Source organism: Paenibacillus sp. FSL R7-0179, from assembly GCF_038002265.1.
Taxonomy (GTDB): domain Bacteria; phylum Bacillota; class Bacilli; order Paenibacillales; family Paenibacillaceae; genus Paenibacillus_AQ.
This window is the reverse complement of sequence record NZ_JBBOCC010000002.1, coordinates 573,453-599,634: the sequence shown is the minus strand read 5'-3', so window position 1 is coordinate 599,634 and position 26,182 is coordinate 573,453. Positions and strand designations below refer to the sequence as shown.

Here is a 26,182-nt window from a genome sequence, read left to right as displayed (position 1 = left end):
GCTTATTGTGATCGGTTTTTCGATTACATTTGGCTCACGCGCCCACGCTGCGCCGAATGTGATCGGTTTTTCGATTATATCAGCCCATGTCCGGTGCAACCAGGGTCCCTAACCTACAAAGGCAGCGTGTAATACTGTGCCCGCTGGCTCTCGTCCTGCTGATACAGGACGACCAGCAGCGTGCGGCCTTCGCCTGCCCCAGGGTGCGGATCGTTAAGGGCCGCCGCTGGCACACCACCGGCCGCTGCTGCCACAGAACGCAGCAGATCTGCCTCAGCAGCGGCCACGCCGCCCGCTCCAGCTCCCCCGCGTTCTGCCGGGGCCGCTGCTGTAACCGCCGCGAGTATCTCCCGGCCGTTCCCGTTCCCGTTCCCGTTCCCGTTCCCGTTCCCGTTCCCGTTCCCGTTCCCGTTCCCGTTCCCGTTCCCGTTCCCGGCACCAGCCTCAGCCTCAGCCTGCGCCCCAGCGCCAAGCTCCCCGTCATAGCGAAGCCCGCTGATCGAGTCCAGCACCGGCGTAAGGCGGAACGGCAGCTCGTCGAGCACGATGAACTTCTGCAGCTCCCGCTCGCTAAGTCCGGCCTCCGCCAGCTTGGCAGAGATCAGCTCCGGCTGACTGGCGATCTGCTTCAGGTGCTTCGCCCACTCAGCTTTATCAAGCACATCGTCCCACCAGATTTTGCGTGGCTTGTACTTGTGGCCCAGGAAGTAGTCCAGCTTCATCAGGCCAGTGACAATGCCCATAGACGGCGTGCCCCGGTCCGTCAGGAAATTATGCAGCCGGGTGAACAAATCCTCCAGCTGATGCCCGATCTTCTGCCAGCCCCGCTCTTCCCAGTAGTCCCCGAACTCCTGGAAGAAGTCGAACGGGGACGGAAAGACATGGCGGATCAGGTACTTGACCGAATGAGCCAGCCGCTGGCTGTTCCAGTACTTCTCCAGCACATCCTCCAGCCGCTTGAGCCGGATAATATCGGCGAACGGCATGACATGGCTGCTGAGAATTTCGTATGGCGCATGCTCCATATACGTATAGTCGTATTTGGCGGCCTGGGCGCGCAGCCCGGTGCCGCGCAGCATTTTGAGGAAACCTAATTGCAGCTCCTCCGGCTCCATGGCGAAGACGTCATTGAAGGTCTTGCGGAAGGTGGCGTAATCCTCCATTGGCAGTCCGGCGATCAAATCGAGATGCTGGTCGATGTTGCCGCTGGCCTTGATCTTCATCACCGTGCGCGACAGCTTGGTGAAGTTCTGGCGGCGCTTGACCAGCTCATTGGTCTCATCATTCGTCGACTGGACGCCGATCTCGAAGCGGAAGACGCCCGGAGGGGCGTTCTGCGCCAGGAAATCCAGCACCTCGGGACGCATAATATCGGCGGTAATTTCGAACTGGAACACGCAGCCCTGATGATTATCGATCAGGAACTGGAACATCTCCATCGCATAATTGCGGTTGATATTGAACGTGCGGTCCAGAAACTTGATCACCTTGGCACCGCCCTCAATCAGATAGAGCAGATCGGACTTCACCCGTTCGATATCATAATAGCGCACGCCCACCTCAATACTGGACAGGCAGAATTGGCAGTTGAAGGGACAGCCCCGGCTTGTCTCAAAATAAACGATACGCTTGCTCAGCTCCGGCAGATCCTCCGCGAAGCGGTGCGGGGTCGGCAGGGTATTGAGATCGCTTTTGGGACGGGGAGGATTGACGATCAGCTCTTCGCCCTTGCGGTAAGCTGCACCGTATACGAAATGATACTTGTGTTCATCCCGGATCTCCTGCAGCAGATGGTGGAAGGTCTCTTCCCCGTCACCGTTCACGACGAAATCTACTCCGGCCTCCCTTTTCATCCAGTAGAGCGGCTCATAGGATACCTCCGGCCCGCCCAGCACAATCTTGACCTCCGGCATGACCTGCTTGAGAATTCCGACCAGCTTGATGGTCTCCTCGATGTTCCAGATGTAACAGGAGAAGCCAATCACATCCGGCTGCTTCTGAAAAAGGTCAGACACGATGTTCATCGCGGGATCTTTGATAGTATATTCCGCCAAAAGGATATCCTTGAACTCATGCTCGCTATACGCCTTCAGCAGCCGGATCGCAAGCGATGTATGAATATATTTGGCATTTAATGTGGCCAGGATGATTCTCATGCCTTATAACCTTCTTTACATGTCATTTTGAAAAAACTCCAGGAAGGCCTTGCCGTACTTCCGGTACTTCACTTCACCGACACCCTTCACTCTCAGCATCTCGCTTTCCGTCTGCGGACAGACCACGCTCATCTCGCGCAGCGTCGCATCATTGAAAATGATGTACGACGGCACATGCTCGCGCCCCGCCAGCTCGCGGCGGATCAGGCGCAGCTGCTCGAACACCGTCTCGTTGACCGCAGACGGCGAAGTATCGCGCGGGCGGCTGCGGTCCCGCGTGCCGGAGGTGACCAGCGTGCGGGCCACGCGCTGATGCACCTGGCGCTGGCCGCGCAGCACCTCGGCTGCCAGCGGCTGCAGCCGGACCACCGGATACTGGCCTTCGGACAAGGCCAGATAGCCTTCCGAGATCAGCATATTGATGATCTCGGTAATCTCCTTCTCGCTGCGGCTGGACATGGCGCCGTGGGTCGGCAGCTTCTCGAAGCCGTATTGCAGCACCTTCTGGTTACGCGAGCCCTTCAGCACGGAGGAGACCAGCGCCACGCCGTAACGCTCCCGCATCCGGTGGATGCAGGAGAATATCTTCTGCGCTTCTACGGTGATATCCACCAGCTCACGCTCATCGGTACAGGAGCTGCAGATCCCGCAGTGATCATCGTCATGGCTCTCGCCGAAATAGTCGAGCTGCGCACTGCGCAGGCAGCGGGTGGTATAGCAGTATTCAATCATCTGCTGAAGCTTGCGGTATTCATTGGCTTTGCGTTCCGGGTCCTGCGGGTTCTGCTCAATCAGGAACTTCTGCGTCATGATATCCTGCGCACTGAACAACAGGATACAATCGCTCGGCTCCCCGTCACGCCCGGCACGGCCCGCCTCCTGAACATAAGCCTCCATGTTCTTCGGCATATTGTAATGAATGACATAACGCACGTTAGACTTGTCGATCCCCATCCCGAAGGCATTCGTAGCGACCATGACGCGGATATCGTCATACAGGAAGCCTTCCTGGCTGTCCGCCCGCTCCTGGTCGTTCATTCCGGCATGATAGCGCCCGGCAGTGATCCCTGCGGCCTGAAGGCGCTGGTAGAGATCATCCACCTCCTTGCGGGTAGCGGCATACACAATGCCCGGCTGATGGGCATGCTGAGCCGCGTAATCCAGCACGAACTCGCGCTTATTCTCTCCGCGCAGCACGGACATCGCCAGGTTGTCGCGGCCAAGGCCGGTCATGAAGACGCCCGGGTCGCGCAGGCGCAGCAGCCGGACCATATCCTCCATGACCTCCGGGGTAGCCGTAGCGGTGAAGGCCGCCAGAATCGGACGCTGCGGCAGCTGCTCCACGAACGGAGAGACCGCGAGATAACTGGTACGGAAGTCATGGCCCCACTGCGAGACGCAGTGCGCCTCATCGACAGCTACGCAGGAGATGTTCAGTCCCGCCATCTCCAGGCGGAACCAGTCCAGCTCCAGACGCTCGGGAGCCACATAGAGCAGCTTCAAGTCGCCGCGGCGGGCCGCGCGTATGCGCTCATTCACTTCCTTGCCGCTCAGGGTGCTGTTGATGTAAGCAGCGGGAATCCCTGCCGTCGTAAGAGCATCCACCTGATCCTTCATCAGGGAGATCAGCGGTGAGACGACTAGGGTAAGCCCCGGCTGCAGCAGCGCCGGAACCTGATAACAGATGGACTTACCGCCTCCGGTGGGCAGAATGCCCAGCGTATCGCGGCCTTCCAGCAGATTGTTCACAATTTTCTTCTGGCCGTCCCGGAAATCGGGATAACCGTAATATTTTTGCAGCTCGGCCTGGGCCTGCTCCATTAATGATCCTTGCATCTCCATATCGCTTCAAACTCCTTAAGGCTTTCTACCTTTTAGTTTACCGGGCAACCGGCTGCCAAGCAACCGCCTGAAGCAGATATCATAGCACTCCTTCCGGGCCGTCCGCATAGAAGTTACATAAAAACCGCACGATCAAGCAACACTTTAGATAGATTCATCCATCTGCCCCATAAAGGAGGTCGCCCGTTTGCAAGATTGGAAAGAAAAATATGCCTCCTACATAGATAAGCAACAGTCTTCTCCTACAGAGCAGGAGCCTGCCAGCGGCAGCAAGCTGACAGGAGAGCTAAAGACCGATCTGCCGGACCTTCAGGCCAGGCTCGGAGAGAACGGCGACCTGGTGGTACGCGACTTCCTGCTCTTCGGGGCTTATCCTGCTGCCATGCTCTTCTTCTCCTCACTCGTGAATATGGAGCAGGTGCGCGAGCATGTACTGAAGCCGCTGATGGCCCCGCCGCCAGGCAAGCCTGAGATCCCGGAAGATACGGGCGGAATGATTCATTATATCTGGAGCACTGCCGTCCAGGTCACTCAAGGCACCACAACTGCCGATCTGTCCGCTCTCCCTCAAGCGGCTGTGAAGGGTGACCTGATCCTGCTGATCGACGGGGTTCCCGAAGCGCTCCGTATGGAGATGCGCCAGATTGAAATGCGCGGGGTCGAGCAGCCGCAGACGGAGCAGGTCATCCGCGGGCCCCGTGAAGGCTATGTGGAGAAGCTGGAGAATAACCTGTCCCTGCTGCGCTACCGGCTGCAGAGCACAGACTTCCGGATTGAGGTCAGTCCGCTTGGGGAGCGTACCCAGTCAAGGGTGGCTCTATGCTATATAGACAGCGTCACAGACAGCGCTCTGGTGGCTGAAGTCATGCGCCGAATCTCGCTGATTCATACCGACGGCATTCTCGATGCCGGATACATCGAACAGTTCATCGAAGACCAGCCGCTCTCCCCCTTCCCTCAGGTCCAGAGCACTGAGCGGCCGGATAAGACTGTGGCCGCCCTTCTGGAAGGACGGGTTGCCATTCTCGTCGATGGCTCACCGTTTGCCCTGATTGTTCCCGCCCTCTTCAACCAGTTCTTCCAGACGGTGGATGACTATACGGAACGTTTCATTATGGGCAGCCTAATCCGGATCATCCGGCTGATTGCTTTGGCCAGCTCACTATTTTTCCCGGCGTTATATGTCTCTGTAATCTCCTTCAACCCCGAGCTGCTGCCTACGGATTTCGCTGTCGCGATCTCGGGAGGCCGGGCGGGTGTGCCGTTTCCGGCTGTGCTGGAAGTACTGATCATGGAGGTATCGATGGAGGTGCTGCGGGAAGCGACGATCCGGCTGCCGCAGATGATCGGCGGAGCATTATCTATTGTAGGCGTCCTCGTTATCGGACAAGCTGCCGTGGGCGCAGGATTGGCCAGTCCGATCACGGTTGTCATTGTGGCTCTGACGACCATCGGCTCATTCGCCACCCCCGCCTACAATGCGGCGATCGCCCTGCGGATGCTGCGGTTTCCGCTAATCCTTCTGGCCGGTATGTTCGGCCTCTATGGAGTCATGATTGGCACGATTCTGATTCTGAATCATCTCTTGTTCCTGGAGTCCTTCGGCGTTCCTTATATGTCCCCTTACATTCCCGGCAAATGGCGTGATCTGAAGGATACGCTGGTGCGGGTACCTCTCTGGTGGATGCGCCGCCGCCCCAGCTTCCTGCATGTCCGGGATACAGACAGACTGCCCCGCAGCGTGCCATCCGCAGAGATTGACCAGATTCTCAGGCAGGGAGATGAGACCGATGAATAATCCGCGCCAGATTACGACTCTGCGCGCAGCAGCCGTGATCAGCAGCACCATTATCGGAGTGGGCATCCTCAGCTTCCCGCGTTATATGACCGAAGCAGGCAACAGCAGCGCTCCCCTTGTTGCGCTCTGCGGTGTACTGCTCTCCTTCATCAGCTACTGGCTCCTGGCCTCCCTCTGTCAGCGGTTTCCGCAGGAGACCCTGTTTGTGTTCAGCCGCCGCCTGATTGGACGCCCGCTTGCTGCTATTTTCACTGTGGTAATTATGCTGCTGTTCATTGTACTCACCGGCCTCACTGTACGCCAATTCGGGGATGTTGCCACAACCGTGCTGTACAAAAAAACACCGATCGAAGCAACCATCTTCCTGATGCTGCTCATCAGTCTGCTGTCCTCCAGGCGCAACGTTGTGAAGTTCTCCTATATCCACTTCTTCTATCTGCCGCTGATTACCGGCTCTATTCTGGTCACCATTCTGCTCTCACTCAAAAATGTGGATATGCTCAATCTGCAGCCTGTCCTGATGGCTCCCGGCCTGCAGTTCTGGAAAGGAGCGCGGGAGGCCACCTATCTGTTCCAAAGCTCCTTCGTCATCGTGCTGCTGATTCCATTCATGGAGAAGCCCGGGCATGCGGTTCGTGCGGGGGCCTGGGCCATCTTCCTGTCGGGAGCAATCTACGTGCTGATCGTCATTGCCTCTGTAGGGATATTCGGTGCCGAGGAGACCAAGCTGCTGATCTACCCTACCTTGGAGATGGCCCGTTCGGCGGCCTTTGGCGAGGGATTCCTGGAGCGGCTGGATGCGATCTTCATTATTATCTGGGTCATCTCTGTCTACACGACGATCTACACCACTTATTACATATCTGCCTATCTGCTGCACAAGCTGCTGCGGTTCCGCGACCAGCGGATGGCCTCCACGATTCTGCTGCCGGTAGTGTTCATCCTGGCTATGCTGCCTTCAAATGTGTTCGAATCTTACCGGTGGGCCCTTCACCTCGGCAATGCCGGCATGATGCTAATGTTCGGCTATCCGCTGCTGCTCTGGACGGTCTATCTGCTCAGACGCCACAAGAAGAAGGTGACCTCATGAATATACAGCTTCCGCGCACGCTCGCCCTGCTCCTATTGCTGGCGATAGCCGCCCTGCTGCTCAGCGGATGCTGGGATCAGGTGGAGATTGAGGACCGTGCGCTGGTTCTTGGCTTATCCATTGACAAGATCTCTGCAGACGATACGCAAAAAGAAGACCGGGTGACTCACATCCATGATAACTCTCTGCCTACGGAGATGATCAGTGTCACCGCTCAGATTGCCGTCCCGGGCAGAGTCCCGCTGGGCCCCGGCACCGGCGGCAGCGCAGGGGAAGGCAAGACGAGTCCCGTCTGGGTAGTCAGCGTGCGCGGCATCTCTCTCGACGATGCCATGAATAATCTGCAGCAGCAGATTGCCGACCCGCGTTATCTGGTCCACCTGCGGATCATCATTATCAGCGAGGAGATTGCCCGGGGCAGCCTTGCCGAGCTGAATGATTATCTGCGGCGTAACCCGGAAATCAGGCGCAGAACCTGGCTGCTCGTCTCCGAGGGCCGCGCGTCCGGCTTCATGGATGTGAACCCGCCGCTGCAGCGTGTGCCTACTCTTTATATTTTGTCCATGATGGAGAAGTCCGTCTCCTCCGGCAAATTCCCCCGGGATTATATCGGCACCTTCTGGTCAGCCGACTCTAAGTGGGGACAAAGTGCATATCTGCCTTATGTGGCACTGCGCAACAAGGATAATATCCTCATTGCTGGGCTTGCTTATTTCAGCGGCGGCCGGATGGCGGGCAAAACGGCCCCGATTGAGATTGGCGGGTTCATGGCGATGCAGGGGATGGACCCCGGCGGCTATTCCACTCTCCTCCGTACGCAGGAGCTGGGGATTGTTATGACCAAGATCAATGAACGCTTCACCCGCACCCGGAGCTATATTAAGGACGGCAAGCCTTATTTGTCCTATGAGATCTTCCTGGAGGGAGATTTGGATGAGCATTACAGCAGCGATGTTCCCGTCAATTCCCCGCAGAAGCTGCATGAGATCGAGCGGGATTTCGAGCAGCAGATTCAGACGGTGCTGCACGGACTGGTGAAGCAGACCCAGAAGGACCACTCTGATATTTTTGGCATGGGCGAACAGATCAGAAGCCATCATCCCGGATACTGGAGGGAACACATCCACGGCAAAAACGATTGGGAGAGCCTGTACAGCAGTGTTGGTGTAGAGATCAGACTGACTCTGCATATCCGCAGAGTCGGCCTCAAGCATGACTAAGCATCAGCCCATACAAGTATCTGTTGAAGGAGGAGAAAGCCTATGATCCGGTTGCTGGGAAGCCTAGCCGGGATAATGTTGGTCTCGGCAATGCTCCTGTTGGTGGTGGATATCCGAATTTACAGTAACCGGGGCTGGCACCGGGAGAAAAAGCACGCCAAAATCGTGGCCTGGAGCTATATCGTGCTCTCCCTGATGATCTGTGTCGGCCTGCTCCTCTATATCTAGCTGCCCGCTTACGTCCGTAGTATTTCTTCACGGCCCATGGTATATTGAGGAGTAACCTATTAAAGGACGGAGAATGCGGTCATGAATACAAGAAGAACCAGAAATCAGGGGAACAGAACCTCTAACCATAAACAGGGAATCAGATCGGGAGCCCCGGCCAAGCCGGCAGCTGCACCCAAATCCTATACGGTAGCGGAGCCTGCGGAGCTGCTTGCTTTTCTGCTGAAGACAATTACGAATAAGGGGCGCAACTCGATCAAATCCATGCTTTCCCGCGGCCAGGTTGCTGTGAACGGCAAGCCGGTGACGAAGCATAACCACCAGCTCCATCCGGGACAGACCGTAACGATTGACCAGGAGAAGCCTGCCGAAGCCAAGGAACTGCTCGGACTGACCATTGTCCATGAGGATGACGACATTATTGTGATTCAGAAGGATGCGGGCCTCCTGTCCATCGCTACCGGAGAAGACAATGAACTGACGGCTTACCGCCAGCTGATGGAGCATGTCCGCCTGAGTAGTCCGAAGAACCGCGTCTATGTGGTGCACCGGCTGGACCGTGATACCTCGGGCGTCATGATGTTTGCCCGCAGCGAGGCGATTCAGCAGCAGCTTCAGAACAGCTGGAAGGAAACCGTCAAGGAACGCTCCTACGTGGCGCTGGTGGAGGGCGCGGTCAAGAAATCCGAAGGCACAATCAGCTCCTGGCTGAAGGAGACCTCCACGCTGAAGATGTACTCCAGTCCGCATGAGGGAGACGGACTGCATGCCGTAACCCGCTATAAGCTGATCCAGGCGAACCGCCACTTCTCTCTGCTGGAGGTGCACTTAGAGACCGGACGGAAGAATCAGATCCGTGTCCATATGTCCGACATCGGCCATCCGATTGCCGGGGACAAGAAGTACGGCGCAGAGACCAAGGCGGTCGGCCGTCTCGGCCTGCATGCCCGTGTGCTCTCGTTCGTTCATCCGACCACAGGCGAGATTCTGACGTTTGAGAGTGCGATCCCGAAGACTTTTCTGAAATACACGGCACCGGCACCTACGAACTAATCCCTAAGCTGTAAGTGCTGACAGCGAAGCATAATAGAGAAACGATAAGAAGGTGCGCTCTTGTTCCACCCTACTGTTTTTGACAATATCAAAATTGCCCTGGAGAACCAGATCTACGACTTCGATAATCTGGATGGGATTCTAGTTGTAACAGACCGGTCCGATTCTCTCAATCTCGCGCTGATGTCGCGGGAGTTCAGCCTCGCTTTCAAGCTGACCGGAGGCCTGAATGTGACGTCGGAGATTCTGCTCCAGTCCACAGTGAAGGACCTTGGCGATGAGATTCTGGAGACGCCGGGCAGCGACCCGGGATGCAGTCTTTTCTTACGCTTTTATCTGGAGATCCAGGATGTAAATGAGCAGTGCTCCACGATTGAAGAGATTCTGACCCGAATCTGGGGACCTGAATTCCAGCCTGTGCAATCGCTCAGCTTCCGCTATGGACAGACGGAGGATACGTACAACAACTGTGTTGAACTGCAATTCAAACGGCAAATTACCGAAGAGCAAATGGAAGATCTTCCGAACCTCTTGAAGTTTCTGCTGCAGAGCGCAGAGGAGCTGGAAGAGGTATAACGCTATACATGGGGTGAGCTGATAATGAATTTCCTGCCTCCTGCCCGGACGGGCCGCTGGCTGGCATGGTCTGCCGGTTATGCGCTGCTGCTATGGCTACTGCTGATTCTGCACAGGTATATATGGTTAGGTGAGCCTTTCAACTCTATTCTTGCCCTACGCTGGGCGATCCTTGCCCTTGTCATCTCCGGTATAGTCAACGGATTCGGCTGGTTGGGTGCGCAGCTTGTGTGGATCTTCTCAACTGCTGGAACTGTGGCGGGAATCTTCATGATGTACATGTACACTTACCGTGAGATGTCGGGCTTCGAGGATCTTGCGGGCTTTCTGTCCTTCGGCCTGTTTACAGCAGGCGGCTTCGCTCTGGGTCTGATCGCCGAGGGCGGCCGCCTGCTGATACACTATTGGCGCACACGCTGATTCCTGTTAGGAGCTGATGACCCCTATGTCTAATTCCCTGCTGACCAAAAATGCGCTCGCCCGCTCGCTCAAGGACCTGATGGCCCATCTTCCGATGAACAAAATCTCTGTCCGGCATCTGGTCGAGGATTGCGGTGTGAACCGGCAGACCTTTTATTATCATTTTCAGGATATCTATGATTTGCTGGGCTGGATCTACAAGACGGAGGCTGTCGAGAGCATTGCCCAGTACCGCAGCTACAGTACGTGGACTGACGGATTCTACCGGATATTCTGCTATATCGAGAACAATAAGGCGTTCTGCTGCAACACCTTGGACTCCCTCGGACGGAGGCATCTGGACGCATATCTGTATGAGGTGACGAATGATCTCGTCATGGGCGTCATCAACGAGCTGGCCGCCGGGCTGAATGTCGGGACATCGGATAAGCGGTTCATCGCCAACTTTTACACACTGGCCTTCACCGGACTAATCATTCAGTGGATGCAGGACGGGATGAAGGAGCCGCCGGGGCTGATGATTGAGAAGCTGAGCGTCCTGATTGAAGGGAACTTTCTGAAGGCACTGCATAAATATGAGAATATTCTGTCGTAGCCTTAGGGCTCCGGCTTTTTTTTACCCCAAAAATGTTACACTTTGTTCCATATGTCCAAATTTTATACAGATCAAGCGCTTTGATGATACCCTCCAGAGCGGGACTGGATTACACTCGGTTCAGGTCCAGTATTCAAGCAAATCTATGGAGGCGGTAATCAGTGAAAAAAGAGTACGGTAACGAGCAGGTATATTTCGTAGGCGGTGGCATTGCATCTCTTGCGGGTGCGGCCTATCTGGTTAGAGACTGCAATTTTCCCGGACAGAACATTCACATTATTGAAGAGATGAAGATCCTTGGCGGCAGCAATGACGGTGCCGGCGATGCAGAGCATGGATATGTCATTCGCGGCGGCCGGATGCTGAACGATGAGACCTATGAGAACCTGTGGGAGCTATTAAGTACCATTCCGTCCATTGACCAGCCGGGTATGACGCTGCGGGAAGAAATCGTTCAATTCGACGAGTCCAATCCGACCCGCGGCCAGGCACGGCTGATCAACAGCAAGGGTGAGGTTGAGGACGTCACCTCCATGGGCTTCGATATGGCAGACCGCCTGGCCCTGGGCAAGCTGATCATGACGCCGGAGCCAGCCATGGGCACCTTGCGGATTAACGACTGGTTCGGACCGCATTTCTTCACAACGAACTTCTGGTACATGTGGGCAACCACCTTTGCCTTCCAGCCTTGGCATAGTGCGGTTGAGTTCAAGCGTTATATGCTCCGCTTCATGCACGAGTTCCCTAGAATTCAAACGCTTGAAGGCGTAACCCGTACCCCATACAACCAATATGATTCCATCATTCTGCCGCTGTATCAATATCTGGAGCCGCTGGGCGTAGATTTCACCTTGAAATGTACCGTAACCGATCTGGAATTCAAAGATGGCGACGGCATTACTGTGACAGCGATGAAGGTGGTCCGCGAGGGCGTGGAGGACACGATCCAGGTTCATGAAGGCGACCGCGTAATTGTGACGAACGGCTCGATGACCGAAGGCGCAAGCCTCGGATCGATGACCTCCGCTCCCGGCCTGAACGGTAAGGGCAGCTCTTGGAAGCTGTGGGAGACGATCGCCGCGAAGAAGCCGGGGCTAGGTAATCCCTCTTCCTTCGACGATCATGTAGACGAATCCAAATGGGAATCCTTCACGGTGACCTTCCAGGACTCGAAGTTCTTCGACCTGATGGAGAAGTTCACCCGCAACCGGGCCGGAACCGGCGCACTCGTAACGTTCAAGGATTCCAGTTGGTTCATGTCGGTCGTGCTGGCGTTCCAGCCGCATTTCCGCAACCAGCCGGAGCATGTCAGGGTCTTCTGGGGATATGGCCTGTACCCGGACAAGGTCGGCGATTATGTGCACAAAAAAATGTGCGACTGCACCGGCGAGGAGATTATGGAGGAGCTGATCGGACATCTGCACTTCGAGGCGCATAAGGAAGAGATCATGGCTACCGCCAACTGTATTCCCTGCATGATGCCGTATATCACCTCCCAGTTCATGCCGCGCCTGAACAGCGACCGGCCGCGGGTGGTGCCTGAAGGCTCAACCAATCTGGCCTTTATCGGCCAATACTGTGAGATCCCGGACGATATTGTTTTCACAGAAGAATACTCCGTCCGTGCCGCCCGCATCGCCGTCTACACCCTGTTCAGCGTGAATCGTCCGGTAGAGCCGATCAATGCGTACCAGAACGATGTGCGCACCCTGTTCTCCAGTCTGGTGACTTCGTTCCGGTAACGGAATGATCCAGCTAATAAAAACCCCCGCTGCATGAATTTCATGCGGCGGGGGTTTCGTGCGTCCATTTGTTGCAAACTTGCCAAGGTAGGCCCGAATATCCTGCAATTCCGCTTCCAAAACCTATGCATAACGCCCTCTGAGTCCGGCAAGCCGCCTAAAATAGCCTTTTGGCGCAATTAGCGGAACTGTAGTCCGTAACCAGACTCGTTCGTCCCGGCGCAGAACGCTGCAACGCTTACCTGAAGCCAGCCACTGATCGCAATCAGATGCTGCAGGAACCGTCATCACAGCCGTCAGCAGACGGTGCAGCCCCGGTTTTCGGCTGGCCGACCACTTGAAGCTCTGGACCCTTCTGTTCCTCCGCCCATACCGTATCCAGGACTTCAGTAAAGACCGGACCCGGCTGTGCACCGGATACGGCGTACTTATTATTGAAGACGAAGAACGGAACGCCGGTGATGTTCAGCTGCCGGGCAGCTTCAATGTCAGCCTGGACCCGGTCGCCGTAAGCCTCACTGTCGAGCACCTCAGCCACTTTGGCCTGATCCAGTCCGGCCTCGTCAGCCAGCTCAGCCAGCACTTGGCGGTCACCCACATTCAGTGAATCTGTGAAGTATGCGCGCAGCAGCCGTTCAGTCATCTGCGCAGCCTTGCCCTGAGTAGCGGCATAGTGGCTCAAGCGGTGAGCATCGAAGGTATTCGTGGACTGAATCGTATCGAAATTGAACTCCAGACCCACACCCTTCGCCTGCTCAGCCAGTTGTGCGTTCATCTCCTTGGCCTTGTCACGGGTCATGCCGTATTTGCTGGCCAGCAGCTCATGAATATCTCTCGTCTCATCGGTGCGTGCATTCGGGTCCAGCTGGAAGCTGCGGAACACAACCTCCACCTGGTCACGGCCGGGGAATTGGCTCAGCGCGTGCTCCAGCCGTCTTTTGCCGATATAGCAGAACGGGCAGGCATAATCAGACCATATATCTATTCTCATGGGTATTCCTCCTGAATGGTAATGGACTTGCAATTCACTTACTATTATATAGTTAAAAACCGAAAATTACAAACAAACTTTCTGAACGCCCCGCATCCCTCTTCCCTGCGGCTTCCCGGAGAAAAGTAAACGAAAGAGGTATATACGTCCACCCGGCCGGACAGGTAAAATTAGAGCAACATCTTTAATACAAAGCGGACGGTCTATGGCGTCCCGAAAGGAGTCAGCGGCATGCATGACCTGTCTATAGTCATTCCCACGCGTAACCGGATCAGCGATCTGACCCTCTGCATTGAATCCATCGGCGCGCAAACCGGACTGGAGAATGTCTCCATCGAACTGCTGATTGTGGACGACGGTGAGATCGAAGAACGGGTGCTGGAGTATTTCCGTGAGGTGCTCGGGCGTCTTCCGGATGCCAGTCTATGTTATTACCGCAAAACCAAGCCCGGTGTCTGGCTCTCCCGCTACGAGGCTCTCGGGCTCATCGACGGGGAGATTCTGCTCAGCTTCGATGACGATGCGGAGCTGGATGATCCGCTCTATATCCGCCGGATGCTCGATACTTACGCCTCAGATCCGTCCATTGCCGGGGTCGGCGGAATCGCCAAGGGTCTCTCCAGCAGCAAATCGGGCAAGCTGCTCGGCAGGCTGACCTGTCAAATGTCGGCGTCACCAGGCAGACTGTCGGCAAGCACACTGGCCGGATCTCTTCTCTTATGGGGGGAGACGGAGAATATTTTTGAGACGGACTTCTTCCATGGCTGCAATATGTCCTTCCGCAGCTCGGCTCTGCGGGATATGAAGCCGTACCCCTGGATGACCAGCTATGCAGTGGCGGACGATATCTATATGTGCCATCTGGCGAGCAGATACGGCAAGCTGGTGATTAACCCGGAGCTGAAAATTATGCATCATGAATCGCCCAGCTCGCGCGACAAGGCAGGCCGGGTCGCCCGGGCGACCGCAGTCAATCATTATTATCTGCTGAATCTGCGCAAAGCACCCGTGAAAAATTATGCAGCTCTGCTCTGGACCTTGTCTTACCTCACCGTCAAGTCTACGCTCAAGCGGAACTTCAATGCCGTCTCCGGCTACGCCAGCGGCATTCTGTTCGTGCTTAATCCCCGCAAGAATAAATACAGGGAATTCATGCTGGACTAGGCCGGCTTCCGCGCTGTCGCAGAAGTTCTGTACCACAAGCCGAGACGCTGTCCTGTTCATGGCCGGACAAAAAGGGTGCCCCCGAAGCAGCTTCGTGCTGCCCCGGTGACACCCTTTTACCCGCTTAGCTCTTAAGCCGAATAGCCAAAGCCCAGGATGGTGAAGCACTTCTCCTGATCCTCCGGCGCCATCCGGATCTCCACCATATGCTGCTCGCTCTGCTCATTCTTGTACAGAATCACAGCGTTGCAATGCGTCCAGCTATTCACATGCGGATCTGCCGTCAGCACCAGCTTGCCGTCCACATAGACCTCCGCCTTGCCCACATCCGGGCTGCGCGAATCTTTGAAGACCAGGATCAGATTCTTGCTGGTGATTGTCAGCCTGAAGCGATCCTCGCCGGACGCAGCCGTGTGCATCCAGTTATGCGGGAATTGCGGAGTGCCGAACGGGTTGTCATCCATCTCCACCTGCTGCAGTTCGTCATCCGTACCGTTGAAGCCGCCTGCTTCAATAGCAATTGCAGCACCTGCGCTGCCCAGATCACTTATGCGGTCCAGCAGCCGGACCTGGGCAAAATCATTGCCGAGCACAGGCGCCCCCGTCAGCGTATCCTCTTCCTCTTCATCCATCCCCGCCCGGGCGGTTTCGGAGAACAGGTAGCCCAGGGAGTCCGCCATTACGCGGTGCCCGTCATTCGTAGGGTGATAGATATCGTAGAAGAATTGCCGCTTGGAGATGATATTTCCTTCGGCCTTACTCAGCCGGAACTGCTCTGTTACTACATCTTTGATACTGACCATCGGGAGATTATAGCGTCTGCCTACCGGGGAGAGGCGGTCCTGCAGGTTCCAGTCGTTCACGAACACACTGAACAGCAGGATGACGGCTGGCTGGTTTGCGGCAGACAGGATTTTGAGACAGAGGCTCTCGAAGCAGTTGCCCTTCGTCTCGTCCCCTTCATCATTCACAGCAAATTCCACCACTACGATGTCAGGAGCGGCTGCACCATCCCTCAGCACATCCCGCTCGTAGCGGATCATCCCCAGCTCGGAGGGCGTCCCGCCAACCCCGGCCTTGATGAAATGAATATTCTCTCCACCGTCCTTGCAAAGCAGCTCCTTAAACCTCAAGTACGACTGATAAGCATAACATTCTGTATGGATCGGCTTGGCCCCTGCACCCTGTGTGATGGACCCGCCAATATAAGCAATCGTCACATCCTCGCCGCGCGCAGCTTTGTCCATAGCCCGCTTCAGCCGCCGGTTATTGCCCGCATGCAGCAGGGACTTCGCAATCATCGCGCGGTAAGCAGACGAATCGAAGTCTACCGGAGGTTCCGCTGTCAGCTCAGGCGCCGTGTATCCGTCATTCAGGTAGAGAACGATGCTCGCTGTCGCCAGTTCCCCCTCGTTGTTGAACTCAAAGGCATATTTGCCGGGAGCCACATCCTCCTCAGACCACTCTGTCTCCTCCAGCTTCACCAGGATTTCCGTTCCATCGCCCGGGCAGGGGACCCGCAGCTGCGTGCCGGTCTCATACTTGCTGGTTCTGCCCCAATTCTGCATGAGAAAAGTGACCGCAGCCCCTTCCTCCGCCGTCTTCACAGACACTCCAATGCTATGCACCAGCTTGCGGAAGCCGGTCCAGTCCCTAAGCATCGCCAGCATCTGCTCATCCGTAACCCCGCCTATGTATTTGGCCTTATCGATCAGATAATTACCCTCCAGATAGACCTCTTGCGAGGGCTTACCCTCCGCCAGGGCAGTCGCTTCGATTGCTGTCTCGAACATGACGAAGAAGCCGTCACGGCGCTCCACTGGATCTTGGGGTGCCGCCGGACCCTCCTGCCCGCCAAGCCCGGTACCACTGCTATACTCTTCCATATCCATCAGCCTCACTTTGTCTGAAGGCGCTCTCACCCATCAGGACCAGGACAGCTATTCCCCGCCGCCATGCCCGCTCTTGACTTCAGCTGCGCCATAATAGTCTGCATTAACGAATCCATTATAGCCCGGGGGCTGGAGCAGCTCAACGTACAACCTGAAGCTCTGTTTAGTTATCACAACAATTCGCTAGTTTGCCACTATTGCAGCATTCCGGTGGAGATGAACAGAATCATATGCTCTTTGATTTTGTCCTGATCCAGCGGCACATGGGATTTGTTCCATTCCGTGGTCAGCGCCAGATACATCCGCAGAATCATAAACGCCGCCACACTGGCATCGCAGGCCTTCACTTCTCCGTTCCCGATGGCCTCCTCGATCTGCTGCTGCAGGAAGTCCAGCGCGTAGCCCTCCATCCGCTTCACGCCTTCGAGCGCCTGGGCTGTACCGATATCCCGGACCTCCTGGGCCAGCTTCACGAACAGCTCATGGTCCAGGCGGAACTCCAGAATGGAATCCAGCAGATGAAGCAGCTTATGTACGAAAGAAATTTGCTGCGCAGCCACACGGCTCATCACCGATGTTAATTCGGATGTGGCCTTGTCCAGAATTTCCTCGAACAGTTCTTCCTTCGTTTTGAAAAAGGTATAGATCGTACCCTTGCCCACATTGGCGATTCTGGATACCTGATCCATCGTCGTAGCTTTATAGCCGAATTGTACAAAGGACAGAGTTGCTGCCTGCAGAATTAACGCTTTACGGTCAATAGACATAGGTCATGCTCCTTTACTTTATATGTTGAAAATATCACAAGCCTCCCCCTTCGGCAAGCCGCGCTTTCGCACAAAATGTCACCAAATGAGTATCCATTGCCGTTCTTTCTGGGGTATGATAGTAAAGATGCAACCACGAAACTAATTGTATGGATGGTGGAATATGTCTGAAATCAAAAAAACATCTAAGAACAAAAAAACCGTTGTAACTCTGGCCGCGCTCGTCGTTGTTATCGCTGCGGCTGTGGTAATCTGGCTTACAGTAGGCAACAACAAGACTGAAGACAGCCCTGCTGCTACCGGAACCGGCGATACGAAGTCCCTGGAGCAGACATTTTATATTTATGACACCGTCGTGAATATCAAGGTGTTCGGCGATACAGTGGAGCAGAAGAATATGGACGACATTCAGGCCATGCTGGAACGGATGGACATCGAGTTCAGCCGCACCAAAACGAACGGTGAATTGTACGCAGTGAATCGGGCAGCCGGCAAAGAAGCCGTTGCCGTATCTGATGAAACGCTGGATATCGTGAAGCTCTCCCTCAAGTATGCCGAGGAAATGGACGGGCTGTATGATCCGACCATCGGGCCGCTGGTGGATCTCTGGGCCATCGGTGAAGGCGGAGAACGTGTACCGGACCAAGCAGCGATCGACAAGGCGCGGAGCCTGGTCAATTATAAGGATGTTATCGTAGATGAAGCCACGAAGACAGTGAAGTTAGCCAAAGAAGGCATGGTGCTGGACATGGGCGGAATCGGCAAGGGCTATGCGGCTGACCGGATCGCCGACTATCTCAAGGCCCAGGGCCTGAACAGCGCGATGATCAATCTCGGGGGCAGCAGCATTATCGCCCTGGGCAACAAACCCAACGGTTCACAGTGGAATATCGGCTTGCAAGACCCCGATCAGAGCCGGGGCACCCAGCTCGGCACGATTAAAATTACCGATGAGGTCATTGATGCTTCCGGGGTGTATGAGCGCTTCTTCATGCAGGACGGGGTGCGTTACCACCATATCCTCGACCCCCGCACGGGCTTCCCTTCCCAAAACGGGCTGAAGAGTATCACTATCATGAGCCCCAATGCGACAGACGCGGACGCTCTTTCCACCGGTGTGTTCCTCATGGGCCTGGAAGACGGGATGAAATATCTTGAAGCGCTGCCGGAGAAGGTTGAGGCCTTCTTCATTACGGATGATAACAAGATCTACGCCACCTCTGAGCTGAAAAAACGGCTGAATCTGACCGATCCGGCTTATAGCTTCGCTAATTAACGGAGCGTGGTGCTGATGTGGCTAAGTAGCTTCCAGGTAAAATACACAAAAAGGTGCCTTTCGCTCACGGAGGGCACCTTTTTGTGTATGAACATTACACCAGCGGCAGCTCGCTGAATTCCTTATAGTTGGTGAAACTGTAGCTCGGCGTATGGTCCGTACCCGGCTTCCGCCCGCGCGGATTGTACCAGCATACCTGCCAGCCTGCCGTCAGTGCCCCGACCACATCGTTGGCCCAGGTGTCGCCTACATAGAGGCTGTTCTCCGGCGTCGTTCCCGTCGCACGGTTAACATGGGCGAATATGGCCGGGTCCGGCTTCGCCAGGCCGACAGCATCCGAGATGAAGATCATCTCCTGCGGGATGATCCGGTCGATCCCCAGTCCGCGCAGTTTACCCATCTGGTGCTCCTGCGGCCCGTTCGTGATAATGCCTACCGGGTGGCCTTGGCTAATGAACCGATGTAATTGCTCCGCTACGCCTTCGATCATTTCAATCGTATACTGGCGGGCAATATAAGAGGCCTGTATCTGCACAGCCTGCTCCCGGGAGAGCGGCAAGCCATACTCGGCAAAAGCCAGCTCCAGCCGCATTACCCGCGTCTCCTCCAGCTCCATCTCCCCGCGCAGATACTTCGGCCACAGCAAATCACTGTGATGTCTTACCGTGTAGAACAGCTCCGCATAATCCAGCTTGTCCTCCTCAGGGGCCAGCACCTCACGTACCGCTTCCCGGAAGGGAACCAGGTGGTCATACAGCGTATCATCCAGATCAAAAAACACAGCCAGCTTATTACTTGTATCCGTCACATGAACTCTCCTAACAGCACCTCAGAAATATAAATAATAATTATAAAAACTCTCGTCCCGCACATATCCATGGGCTTCATATAAACGCTGGGCACCTGTGTTGTCCACCATGGTGGACAGTGTCAGTCCCTTAGCTCCTGTCCCCTGCGCGTATCCCTTCACGCCTTCAAGCAGCAGCGAACCCAGCCCCTGCCCGCGCTGCTCCTGCGTCACGTACAGATCGTTCAAAATCCATATCGGCTGCACCGTAATAGACGAGAACGAAGGATATAACTGCGCCAATCCATGAACCTGCCTGTCTTCACCCTCACCGGCGACCGCCATGAAGACAACCGACTCCTCCTGCTGCAGTCTTGCTGTCAGGAACTCACGGGCAGCTTCCAGGTCGGCAGCTTGGCCGTAAAAGCTGCCTATTTCATCAAATACCGGTGCAAGCTCTCCCACATCCTCAAGACCCGCCCGTTCAAACCGAAAGTTCAACAATGCTGCTCCCCCTTACGCCTTGGAATCATAAAAGACATGACGGGCTGTGATCTTCCGGTCCGTAATGTCCATCAGACCGAAGGAATATTGCTTTTCGCGCCGCTTATCTGTAGGGGAACCGGGGTTGAACAGCAGAATCCCGTTCTCCCGGCGCATCAGCGGCTGATGGGAATGGCCGAACAGAATGCAGTCCACCTCCTGGCCTTCAAAGGCCAGCAGTGCATTGCCATCCGTCCCTTTACGGGAATACGGCGCGTGTCCGTGAATCATTCCGATGCGCATGCCCTCTAGCGTTAGGATCTTACTCTCGCCGAAGCGCTCAATAATCTCATAGCCATCGTTGTTTCCGGCAATCCCCTCCACCGGGGCAAGCTCGGACAGCATATCATAGATCTCCGGCGACACCCAGTCTCCCAAATGCAGAATCATATCCACCTGGCGGAATTCTTCCACAAGCACGGACGGCAAGCCCTTCGCTCTGCTCGAGAGATGTGTATCCGAGACTACTCCAATCTTCATCTGCCTTCTCCTCCTTATTCAAAATGGCTAAGAAGCGCGGTAAACTGCGACTCTCAGCCATTTGCATATTCTAACCCAAGTTTACGTTCTATTATTGTACGATGCCCTGAAGCGGGAATGCAAATTGAAGCTGCAGGTCACCACGATCTGATCCTTCAGCCATTTTTCATATTCCCATCCTCACTCCGTCCAGTTCCACAGCCGGACTTCGCCCACCTGCAAATGCCGGACCCATGAAGCTTCACGAAGCTTCAGCAGTTCCTTGACCGGTCCGGTGACAACGGTACCGTAGAGTTTCACTCCGTTCTGCTCCAGATAAGCCACAGAGGTGTCTAACTGATTGATGTATGCCGCTGACCTGGTAAGCTTCGGATGCTCCTGCAGCAGTCTAAGTGTCTTGATGAAGTTAGCATCCCGCAGTTCGCCGCTCCCGTATGCTTCAACGGAAGGCGACACGCTGCTGTAGGTAGATACGGAGCTGAACCAGCCTGTTTTTTCCTTGGTGACCGCCGATCTCTTCATATCATCTGCGTGCCATATGGGATCATAGGGAAAGCCAAGCGGGTATACGACCACATCGTTATCCCTCGTCGAAGGTCCGGTATCCGCCCCAAACCAGACAGGCTGAAGATTCAGCGGCTCCAGTTGCTTCAGCAGTTCATCGGTCGTATACAGACGGTCTAGCGACAGATAAGCTTCGGCAACCGTACCTTCAGGAAGCTTGGTAAGCCTCTTCCACTGATAATTGTCATCTCCTCCCCCTGCAGTCCCCTTCGCAGGCGGATAATAGAACACATTTCCAGCCCCGTTCTGCTCATCCACCCAATTAAACATCCCAATATTGGCCAGTCCCAGAACAAAATTCTGCGTATAATTACCAACCTGAATTCTCTCGCTGCCCACCTGCTTCAGCAGATTCCCGGATAACTCCATCCGGAAAAAATAATGCGCATTCGCTGACAGCCGCACCGTTGTATTGGGACGGGTAACGGCAATTGCTGATGACACCACATCTCTGTAAGTGTCACCACGTTCTCCGGTGCTGTAAAAAACTGCTGTAATAATGCTGCTGATGACCGTAAATAGCAGAAACATCGAAAATACTGTTAACGTGTTGCTGATCCGCGCCTTCCATTTGCCCCGGCGGATAATGGACTTCTCTCTTCGCTTCTTCTTCGTTTTCGCCTTTTTGAACTCTGGAGCTGCGCTTCCTTGCGCATCTGTCTTGGTCCAGCTCCCGGTGGCCTGCCCGTCCTGCTCTTCCCGTTCCATCTGCTCCTCCAGATACAGCTGATACGCCTCAAGCTTTACAAGCTCGCTTTCAACCTCGTCACGCTCTTCCTCCGGGAGAGTGCCTTCACTGTATTTGCGCAGCTTCTCTTTAAATTCCTCACTCATGCTCATTCCTCCTCCGATCCGCCTCACGCAGCTTCTGCCTGGCGCGGAATACGAGTATCTTGTATTGGGACAAGCCCACCTCCATAATGCCGGCGGCCTCCTTATAGCTCAGCCCGTGCACATCGTGCAGCAGCAGAGCATGACGCTGCCCCTCCGGCAGCAGTCTTAGCGTCCGCGCCGCTTCCTCCCAGCGTTCCTGCTTCAGCAGAGTGCCTTCCGTCGTCTCCGGGTGGGGCAGGCTGCTGAAATATGCGCCTTCCTTCGCTATACTCCGCTTCTCTTTGCGCGTATAATCCACGAATGCATTATAGGCGACCCGGAACAGCCACGGCTTAATCCGCTCCTCCCGGCAATCCTCCAGATACAGATACGCCCGATAAAAGGTATCCTGCATTAAATCTTCAGCCGCATGATGGTCCTGGCAGAGGGAGCGCAGATAGCGGTAGATGTCGTCAACATATTGTTCATATAGTTCATCCAGCGAATTCGGCTCCATCTCCTCCCCTCTTACTCCATCCACGTATGAGCACGCGAAAAGTTACATCTCTGCACGAAATTCCCTTAATACTTTGGAACGCTAAACAAGTTCGCCCTAACAAGTGAACCATAGGTAGCATGGATACGATTATTTAGAATGTGATCGGTTTTCCGATTACATTCGGCCGATGCGCTGCATCTGGTCCAGTTGTGATCGGTTTTCCGATTACATTCGGCCGATGCGCTGCATCTGGTCCAATTGTGGTCGGTTTTCCGATTACATTTGGCCGACGCGCTGCATCTGGTTCCATTGTGGTCGGTTTTCCAATTACATTTGGCCGACGCGCTGCATCTGGTCCAGTTGTGATCGGTTTTCCGATTACATTTGGTCGATGCGCTGCATTCGGTTCCATTGTGATCGGTTTTCCGATTACATTTGGCCGACGCGCTGCATCTGGTCCGGTTGTGGTCGGTTTTCCGATTACATTTGGCCGACGCGCTGCATCCGGTTCCATTGTGGTCGGTTTTCCGATTACATTTGGTCGATGCGCTGCATTCGGTTCCATTGTGGTCGGTTTTCCAATTACATTTGGCCGACGCGCCTCCCCGTCATCATTTCTTGGACATTACGAACAAAAAGGAGCCTCACGGCTCCCTCAAGTACTTGTTATTCCGCCACGGTTCCCCGGCGGCTCAATAAAAGCCGATGCTGGACGAGGCATCCTTCATCCATTCCCGCTTGCGGCCCTTGTCCAGCTCGCCGCGCATGCCGCATACAAGAGTCTCCACATCTGCCGTACCGTTCTCATGCCATTCCAGGGCGGCACTGACATACAGCTCACCGAGCTGGGTCAGGGAGAAATCTCCGGTCAGGCGTGCCGCCGTGGCCGTGCCTTCATCCCCCGCGAAGGCGGAGAAGCCGCGCAGCTGCAGATATTCAAGGCGCAGCGCCTCGCTTGGCATCTTGATCTCATAGGCACGGTCGAAGCGTCCGGCGCGGTTCATGAGACCCGGATCGATTTTATCCGGGTAATTGGTCGTGCCGATCAGGAAGATCCCCTCCTTGGAGGTGGCACCGTCCAGCTTGTTCAGGAAGAAGGAGCGGACCTCCTGCGGCATGGAATCGATATCCTCGATCACCAGGACCATCGGTGCCAGCCGTGCAGCCGCCTCAAACACCTCATTCACCGATTCGCTGCTCGTATATTCGGTAATCTGCCAATAGAGCACCGGTCCCGGGACGCTCCCGGCAATGGATTTGACCAATGTGGTCTTGCCGTTGCCCGGATGCCCGTAGAGCAGAATCCCCCGCTTGTACGGGATATCGTAGGTGACATAGAAGCTGCGGTCGCTGTCGAAGAACTGGTCGAGCGAGCGGTAGATCTCTCTTTTGATACCGGCATCCAAAATCACCTCTTCACGCCTAACCGCACGCGTAATCGGCTCATCCTCCCGGGAAATCCCGTTGCGCCGGTCGGTGAACACCGTCACCTTGTTGATATTCTGCTCCCGCTGACGCTTGCGCACATTGCCAAGGAAGAACTGCAATTGCTGATCCGATGCGGCAAACACATAATCCTGAAAGTTAATCCCGTTCTCCTGAAACACCGGAACCCGGGCCAGTGCAATGCCCATCGCCGGATAAGCGAGCACATTATTGCGGACCGACAGATGGATATGATACTCCGGCTGCTCCTTCTCATCGTCGAACACAAAGGTCCGGTCCTCCAGCCGGTCAAAAATCCGCGCTACATGCTCCACACCGGCATTCCCGCTCTGCACATCGTTCTCCAGCAGCTTCCAGTATTCGCTGTTGGGATCATCGCTGGCATACAGCTCATAACGGACACCGTACCGGGTGAAGAGGGCTTCAAGGATGCCGTCCACCAGACGGGCGTACACATCGTAGCCTTTGATGATTCCAGCTCTTTCTTCATCATACTCATAGATTACAGCCGGTTTCTTGTTCTCCTGCTCCATCCTTATTTCGTCCCCTTTATCGCTGCGAGCGGCTTGCATTTGGCCACCACGGCAGCCAGGCCGGCGCCCGTAACGCTTTCTATGATCTCATCTACATTCTTATAGGCTTGGGGAGATTCGTCAATAATAGATTCCAGGGAATGCTGGTTCACAACAATCTCATCTTCCGTCCCCACCTTCATCGACCGGGAGAATTCCTGGACACTCACCAGCCGCTTGGTGGCCGAGCGGGAGCGGATACGTCCTGCACCATGGCAGATGGAATAATAATTCTCTTCTCCGCCGGGCTGGCCGACCATGATATACGATGCCGTGCCCATCGAGCCGGGAATCAGCGCCGGATGTCCGGTCGCTGCATAAGGGCGCGGATTATCTGCATGCTCTGCTGGCAGAGCGCGTGTAGCCCCCTTGCGGTGGACGAACTTGCTGCCTGAGGAAGTCTTCTCTTCCCAGGCGTAATTGTGCATCAGATCGTAAAGGGTACGCAGCTCGCACTTTGTGCCGAAGACGTCACGGAAGCCCTCACGGACTCCATAGGCGATCAGGTGGCGGTTCACCACCGCATAGTTCAGTGCCGAGTACATCAGATTAACATAGCGCTGAGCCTGCGGATGCGCCAGGGGGGCAAAGATCAGGCGCGGGTCGGCGCTGCCCAGCCCCAGCTGGCCCATGACCTTGGCGAACGCCGGGGTGCAGAACTGATTGACCATGCCGCCCCAGGCCCGTGAGCCGGAGTGGATCATCACGGCAATCTGTCCGTCCTTCAGCCCCCAGGCTTCGGCTACTTCCCGCTGCTCCTCTGCGATCTCAATCGCCTGAATCTCCACGAAATGGTTGCCCCCGCCAAGAGTTCCAAGCTGACGGTGGCCCCGGTGCCAAGCCAAATCAGGCAGCTCATTCAGAATCTCTTCATCGAAGCCGAGCTTGCTGATCTCCACGTGGGACAGCGCACTTGATTTCTTCGGCGTGTAGCTGTCCGGGATATATTTGTTCGGCAGGCCGTGCAGGCCCTTGCGCACGATATTCTCCAGCCGGATATCACTGTAGTGGCCGCGCTGCTGGGCCTCCATCGGCAGATATTTCTCAATGGCGCGGACCAGCTTGCGGCGCAGCTTCACTTCACGCAGATCATCCTTATGCAGGTTGGTCAGATGCACGCGCATCCCGCAGCCGATGTCGCTGCCCACAATGGACGGCGACACATAGCCTGATTCGGCATCCCAGACTGCGGTTGTACCGATGCAGGTTCCGACGCCTACATGCACATCCGGGGTGTAGCTCATATATTCGATGCCGGGAATCTGCAGATTATTGTTAGCCATCTCCAGGACCTTGTAATCCAGCGTCCCGAATAATTGCTCACTGGCGTAGATTTTGAGATCGCCGCCCGGAAGGGCCACCTCATGTTTATAGCGGGAGATCTCCTCCGCTTGTTGCTTCATGCTGATCATATCTATTTTCATTTCCTCTCAGGTTGGGTTTCTGGTTTGGTTCCATAGGGGTTCAAGCAAATTTCGAGTTTCCAGGTACACAAAAAAGAGCCGCAGACCAGTTCTGATCATGCGGCTCCCGGCGCGCTAAGTGCAGCTTCCCGTTGAAGCTTGCACCCATTCAAAGCACACCTGTATTCAGTTCAGACATCAGCAGCAAAACCGTGCGCATTATGTCTTCCGGACGAAGGCGATGAGATCAGATCGTACATATGCG

General features: G+C 55.3%; 24 protein-coding genes. 11 read left to right on the top strand and 13 right to left on the bottom strand.

Annotation, left to right across the window (positions count from 1 at the left end; genetic code table 11):
* Nucleotides 1-113: 113 nt before the first annotated feature.
* Both MKX63_RS19310 and recQ read right to left on the bottom strand, forming a co-directional pair.
* The gene (locus MKX63_RS19310; protein ID WP_341019347.1) at nucleotides 114-2,156 is read right to left on the bottom strand and encodes a B12-binding domain-containing radical SAM protein; all 2,043 of its coding nucleotides are present in this window, start codon (nucleotides 2,154-2,156) and stop codon (nucleotides 114-116) included.
* A gap of 15 nt (nucleotides 2,157-2,171) precedes the next feature.
* Nucleotides 2,172-3,998: a DNA helicase RecQ gene (gene recQ / locus MKX63_RS19305; protein ID WP_341019346.1), complete on the bottom strand. Its 1,827-nt coding sequence runs from the start codon at nucleotides 3,996-3,998 to the stop codon at nucleotides 2,172-2,174.
* Between the two features lie 187 nt (nucleotides 3,999-4,185).
* Between recQ and MKX63_RS19300 the strand changes: the two genes are divergently transcribed.
* The 9 genes from MKX63_RS19300 to MKX63_RS19260 all read left to right on the top strand — a co-directional run bounded on the left by MKX63_RS19300 (nucleotide 4,186) and on the right by MKX63_RS19260 (nucleotide 12,720).
* On the top strand, nucleotides 4,186-5,796 hold the full coding sequence (locus tag MKX63_RS19300; protein WP_341019344.1) for a spore germination protein: 1,611 nt from the start codon (nucleotides 4,186-4,188) through the stop codon (nucleotides 5,794-5,796).
* Nucleotides 5,780-6,886: a GerAB/ArcD/ProY family transporter gene (locus MKX63_RS19295; RefSeq protein ID WP_341019342.1), complete on the top strand. Its 1,107-nt coding sequence runs from the start codon at nucleotides 5,780-5,782 to the stop codon at nucleotides 6,884-6,886. The genes MKX63_RS19300 and MKX63_RS19295 overlap by 17 nt, the downstream gene beginning before the upstream one ends.
* Nucleotides 6,883-8,106 carry a Ger(x)C family spore germination protein gene (locus MKX63_RS19290; protein ID WP_341019341.1) on the top strand — a complete coding sequence of 408 codons (1,224 nt, stop codon included), beginning with the start codon at nucleotides 6,883-6,885 and terminating at the stop codon, nucleotides 8,104-8,106. Before MKX63_RS19295 ends, MKX63_RS19290 begins: the two co-directional genes overlap by 4 nt.
* Before the next feature lie 42 nt (nucleotides 8,107-8,148).
* Nucleotides 8,149-8,334: a CLC_0170 family protein gene (locus MKX63_RS19285; protein ID WP_341019340.1), complete on the top strand. Its 186-nt coding sequence runs from the start codon at nucleotides 8,149-8,151 to the stop codon at nucleotides 8,332-8,334.
* Nucleotides 8,335-8,415: 81 nt separating this feature from the next.
* Nucleotides 8,416-9,387: an RluA family pseudouridine synthase gene (locus MKX63_RS19280; RefSeq protein WP_341019339.1), complete on the top strand. Its 972-nt coding sequence runs from the start codon at nucleotides 8,416-8,418 to the stop codon at nucleotides 9,385-9,387.
* Between the two features lie 60 nt (nucleotides 9,388-9,447).
* The gene (locus tag MKX63_RS19275) at nucleotides 9,448-9,963 is read left to right on the top strand and encodes a hypothetical protein (RefSeq protein WP_341019338.1); all 516 of its coding nucleotides are present in this window, start codon (nucleotides 9,448-9,450) and stop codon (nucleotides 9,961-9,963) included.
* 24 nt (nucleotides 9,964-9,987) lie between these two features.
* Nucleotides 9,988-10,383 carry a hypothetical protein gene (locus MKX63_RS19270; RefSeq protein ID WP_341019337.1) on the top strand — a complete coding sequence of 132 codons (396 nt, stop codon included), beginning with the start codon at nucleotides 9,988-9,990 and terminating at the stop codon, nucleotides 10,381-10,383.
* Between the two features lie 25 nt (nucleotides 10,384-10,408).
* The gene (locus MKX63_RS19265) at nucleotides 10,409-10,978 is read left to right on the top strand and encodes a TetR/AcrR family transcriptional regulator (RefSeq protein WP_341019335.1); all 570 of its coding nucleotides are present in this window, start codon (nucleotides 10,409-10,411) and stop codon (nucleotides 10,976-10,978) included.
* A 161-nt stretch (nucleotides 10,979-11,139) separates the two neighbouring features.
* On the top strand, nucleotides 11,140-12,720 hold the full coding sequence (locus MKX63_RS19260; RefSeq protein ID WP_341019334.1) for an oleate hydratase: 1,581 nt from the start codon (nucleotides 11,140-11,142) through the stop codon (nucleotides 12,718-12,720).
* Between the two features lie 265 nt (nucleotides 12,721-12,985).
* On the opposite strand, the gene MKX63_RS19255 is transcribed toward MKX63_RS19260, so the two are convergent.
* Nucleotides 12,986-13,711, bottom strand: coding sequence for a DsbA family oxidoreductase (locus MKX63_RS19255; RefSeq protein ID WP_341019332.1), 726 nt, complete (start codon nucleotides 13,709-13,711; stop codon nucleotides 12,986-12,988).
* 231 nt (nucleotides 13,712-13,942) lie between these two features.
* Between MKX63_RS19255 and MKX63_RS19250 the strand changes: the two genes are divergently transcribed.
* On the top strand, nucleotides 13,943-14,875 hold the full coding sequence (locus MKX63_RS19250) for a glycosyltransferase family A protein (protein WP_341019330.1): 933 nt from the start codon (nucleotides 13,943-13,945) through the stop codon (nucleotides 14,873-14,875).
* Between the two features lie 131 nt (nucleotides 14,876-15,006).
* Here the strand turns inward: MKX63_RS19250 and MKX63_RS19245 are convergent, their stop codons facing one another.
* The 3 genes from MKX63_RS19245 to MKX63_RS19235 are packed head-to-tail and all read right to left on the bottom strand — an operon-like array spanning nucleotide 15,007 to nucleotide 17,534.
* The gene (locus tag MKX63_RS19245) at nucleotides 15,007-16,761 is read right to left on the bottom strand and encodes an SGNH/GDSL hydrolase family protein (protein ID WP_341019328.1); all 1,755 of its coding nucleotides are present in this window, start codon (nucleotides 16,759-16,761) and stop codon (nucleotides 15,007-15,009) included.
* Nucleotides 16,762-16,815: 54 nt separating this feature from the next.
* A complete protein-coding gene (locus MKX63_RS19240) occupies nucleotides 16,816-16,941 on the bottom strand; it encodes a hypothetical protein (RefSeq protein WP_341019325.1) in 126 nt (41 codons plus the stop codon).
* A gap of 20 nt (nucleotides 16,942-16,961) precedes the next feature.
* Nucleotides 16,962-17,534 carry a TetR/AcrR family transcriptional regulator gene (locus MKX63_RS19235; RefSeq protein ID WP_341019322.1) on the bottom strand — a complete coding sequence of 191 codons (573 nt, stop codon included), beginning with the start codon at nucleotides 17,532-17,534 and terminating at the stop codon, nucleotides 16,962-16,964.
* 163 nt (nucleotides 17,535-17,697) lie between these two features.
* On the opposite strand from MKX63_RS19235, the gene MKX63_RS19230 reads away from it, so the two are divergent.
* A complete protein-coding gene (locus tag MKX63_RS19230) occupies nucleotides 17,698-18,810 on the top strand; it encodes an FAD:protein FMN transferase (RefSeq protein WP_341019321.1) in 1,113 nt (370 codons plus the stop codon).
* 94 nt (nucleotides 18,811-18,904) lie between these two features.
* Here the strand turns inward: MKX63_RS19230 and MKX63_RS19225 are convergent, their stop codons facing one another.
* The 7 genes from MKX63_RS19225 to MKX63_RS19195 all read right to left on the bottom strand — a co-directional run bounded on the left by MKX63_RS19225 (nucleotide 18,905) and on the right by MKX63_RS19195 (nucleotide 25,917).
* Nucleotides 18,905-19,618 (bottom strand): HAD family hydrolase, encoded by a 714-nt coding sequence (locus MKX63_RS19225; RefSeq protein ID WP_341019320.1) that lies wholly within the window; start codon nucleotides 19,616-19,618, stop codon nucleotides 18,905-18,907.
* 21 nt (nucleotides 19,619-19,639) lie between these two features.
* Nucleotides 19,640-20,101 (bottom strand): GNAT family N-acetyltransferase, encoded by a 462-nt coding sequence (locus MKX63_RS19220; protein WP_341019319.1) that lies wholly within the window; start codon nucleotides 20,099-20,101, stop codon nucleotides 19,640-19,642.
* Nucleotides 20,102-20,113: 12 nt separating this feature from the next.
* Nucleotides 20,114-20,620 (bottom strand): metallophosphoesterase family protein, encoded by a 507-nt coding sequence (locus tag MKX63_RS19215; protein ID WP_341019318.1) that lies wholly within the window; start codon nucleotides 20,618-20,620, stop codon nucleotides 20,114-20,116.
* Between the two features lie 180 nt (nucleotides 20,621-20,800).
* Nucleotides 20,801-22,018: an anti-sigma factor gene (locus MKX63_RS19210; RefSeq protein ID WP_341019317.1), complete on the bottom strand. Its 1,218-nt coding sequence runs from the start codon at nucleotides 22,016-22,018 to the stop codon at nucleotides 20,801-20,803.
* On the bottom strand, nucleotides 22,011-22,538 hold the full coding sequence (locus MKX63_RS19205; RefSeq protein ID WP_341019316.1) for a sigma-70 family RNA polymerase sigma factor: 528 nt from the start codon (nucleotides 22,536-22,538) through the stop codon (nucleotides 22,011-22,013). The genes MKX63_RS19210 and MKX63_RS19205 overlap by 8 nt, the downstream gene beginning before the upstream one ends.
* A 650-nt stretch (nucleotides 22,539-23,188) precedes the next feature.
* Nucleotides 23,189-24,475, bottom strand: coding sequence for an ATP-binding protein (locus tag MKX63_RS19200; protein WP_341019315.1), 1,287 nt, complete (start codon nucleotides 24,473-24,475; stop codon nucleotides 23,189-23,191).
* Between the two features lie 2 nt (nucleotides 24,476-24,477).
* Entirely contained in the window at nucleotides 24,478-25,917 is a 1,440-nt protein-coding gene (locus MKX63_RS19195; protein WP_341019313.1) for an RtcB family protein, read from the bottom strand.
* Between the last annotated feature and the right edge of the window lie 265 nt (nucleotides 25,918-26,182).

Bases quoted from the DNA above. Each gene is read 5' to 3' on its own strand.
- MKX63_RS19230 (WP_341019321.1), top strand. From the start codon at position 17,698: ATGTCTGAAATCAAAAAAACATCTAAGAACAAAAAAACCGTTGTAACT.
- MKX63_RS19250 (WP_341019330.1), top strand. From the start codon at position 13,943: ATGCATGACCTGTCTATAGTCATTCCCACGCGTAACCGGATCAGCGAT.
- MKX63_RS19290 (WP_341019341.1), top strand. From the start codon at position 6,883: ATGAATATACAGCTTCCGCGCACGCTCGCCCTGCTCCTATTGCTGGCG.
- MKX63_RS19310 (WP_341019347.1), bottom strand. From the start codon at position 2,156: ATGAGAATCATCCTGGCCACATTAAATGCCAAATATATTCATACATCG.
- MKX63_RS19195 (WP_341019313.1), bottom strand. From the start codon at position 25,917: ATGAAGCAACAAGCGGAGGAGATCTCCCGCTATAAACATGAGGTGGCC.
- MKX63_RS19295 (WP_341019342.1), top strand. From the start codon at position 5,780: ATGAGACCGATGAATAATCCGCGCCAGATTACGACTCTGCGCGCAGCA.
- MKX63_RS19235 (WP_341019322.1), bottom strand. From the start codon at position 17,534: ATGTCTATTGACCGTAAAGCGTTAATTCTGCAGGCAGCAACTCTGTCC.
- MKX63_RS19245 (WP_341019328.1), bottom strand. From the start codon at position 16,761: ATGGAAGAGTATAGCAGTGGTACCGGGCTTGGCGGGCAGGAGGGTCCG.
- MKX63_RS19265 (WP_341019335.1), top strand. From the start codon at position 10,409: ATGTCTAATTCCCTGCTGACCAAAAATGCGCTCGCCCGCTCGCTCAAG.
- MKX63_RS19215 (WP_341019318.1), bottom strand. From the start codon at position 20,620: ATGAAGATTGGAGTAGTCTCGGATACACATCTCTCGAGCAGAGCGAAG.
- MKX63_RS19210 (WP_341019317.1), bottom strand. From the start codon at position 22,018: ATGAGTGAGGAATTTAAAGAGAAGCTGCGCAAATACAGTGAAGGCACT.
- MKX63_RS19270 (WP_341019337.1), top strand. From the start codon at position 9,988: ATGAATTTCCTGCCTCCTGCCCGGACGGGCCGCTGGCTGGCATGGTCT.
- MKX63_RS19285 (WP_341019340.1), top strand. From the start codon at position 8,149: ATGATCCGGTTGCTGGGAAGCCTAGCCGGGATAATGTTGGTCTCGGCA.
- MKX63_RS19280 (WP_341019339.1), top strand. From the start codon at position 8,416: ATGAATACAAGAAGAACCAGAAATCAGGGGAACAGAACCTCTAACCAT.
- MKX63_RS19200 (WP_341019315.1), bottom strand. From the start codon at position 24,475: ATGGAGCAGGAGAACAAGAAACCGGCTGTAATCTATGAGTATGATGAA.
- recQ (WP_341019346.1), bottom strand. From the start codon at position 3,998: ATGGAGATGCAAGGATCATTAATGGAGCAGGCCCAGGCCGAGCTGCAA.
- MKX63_RS19255 (WP_341019332.1), bottom strand. From the start codon at position 13,711: ATGAGAATAGATATATGGTCTGATTATGCCTGCCCGTTCTGCTATATC.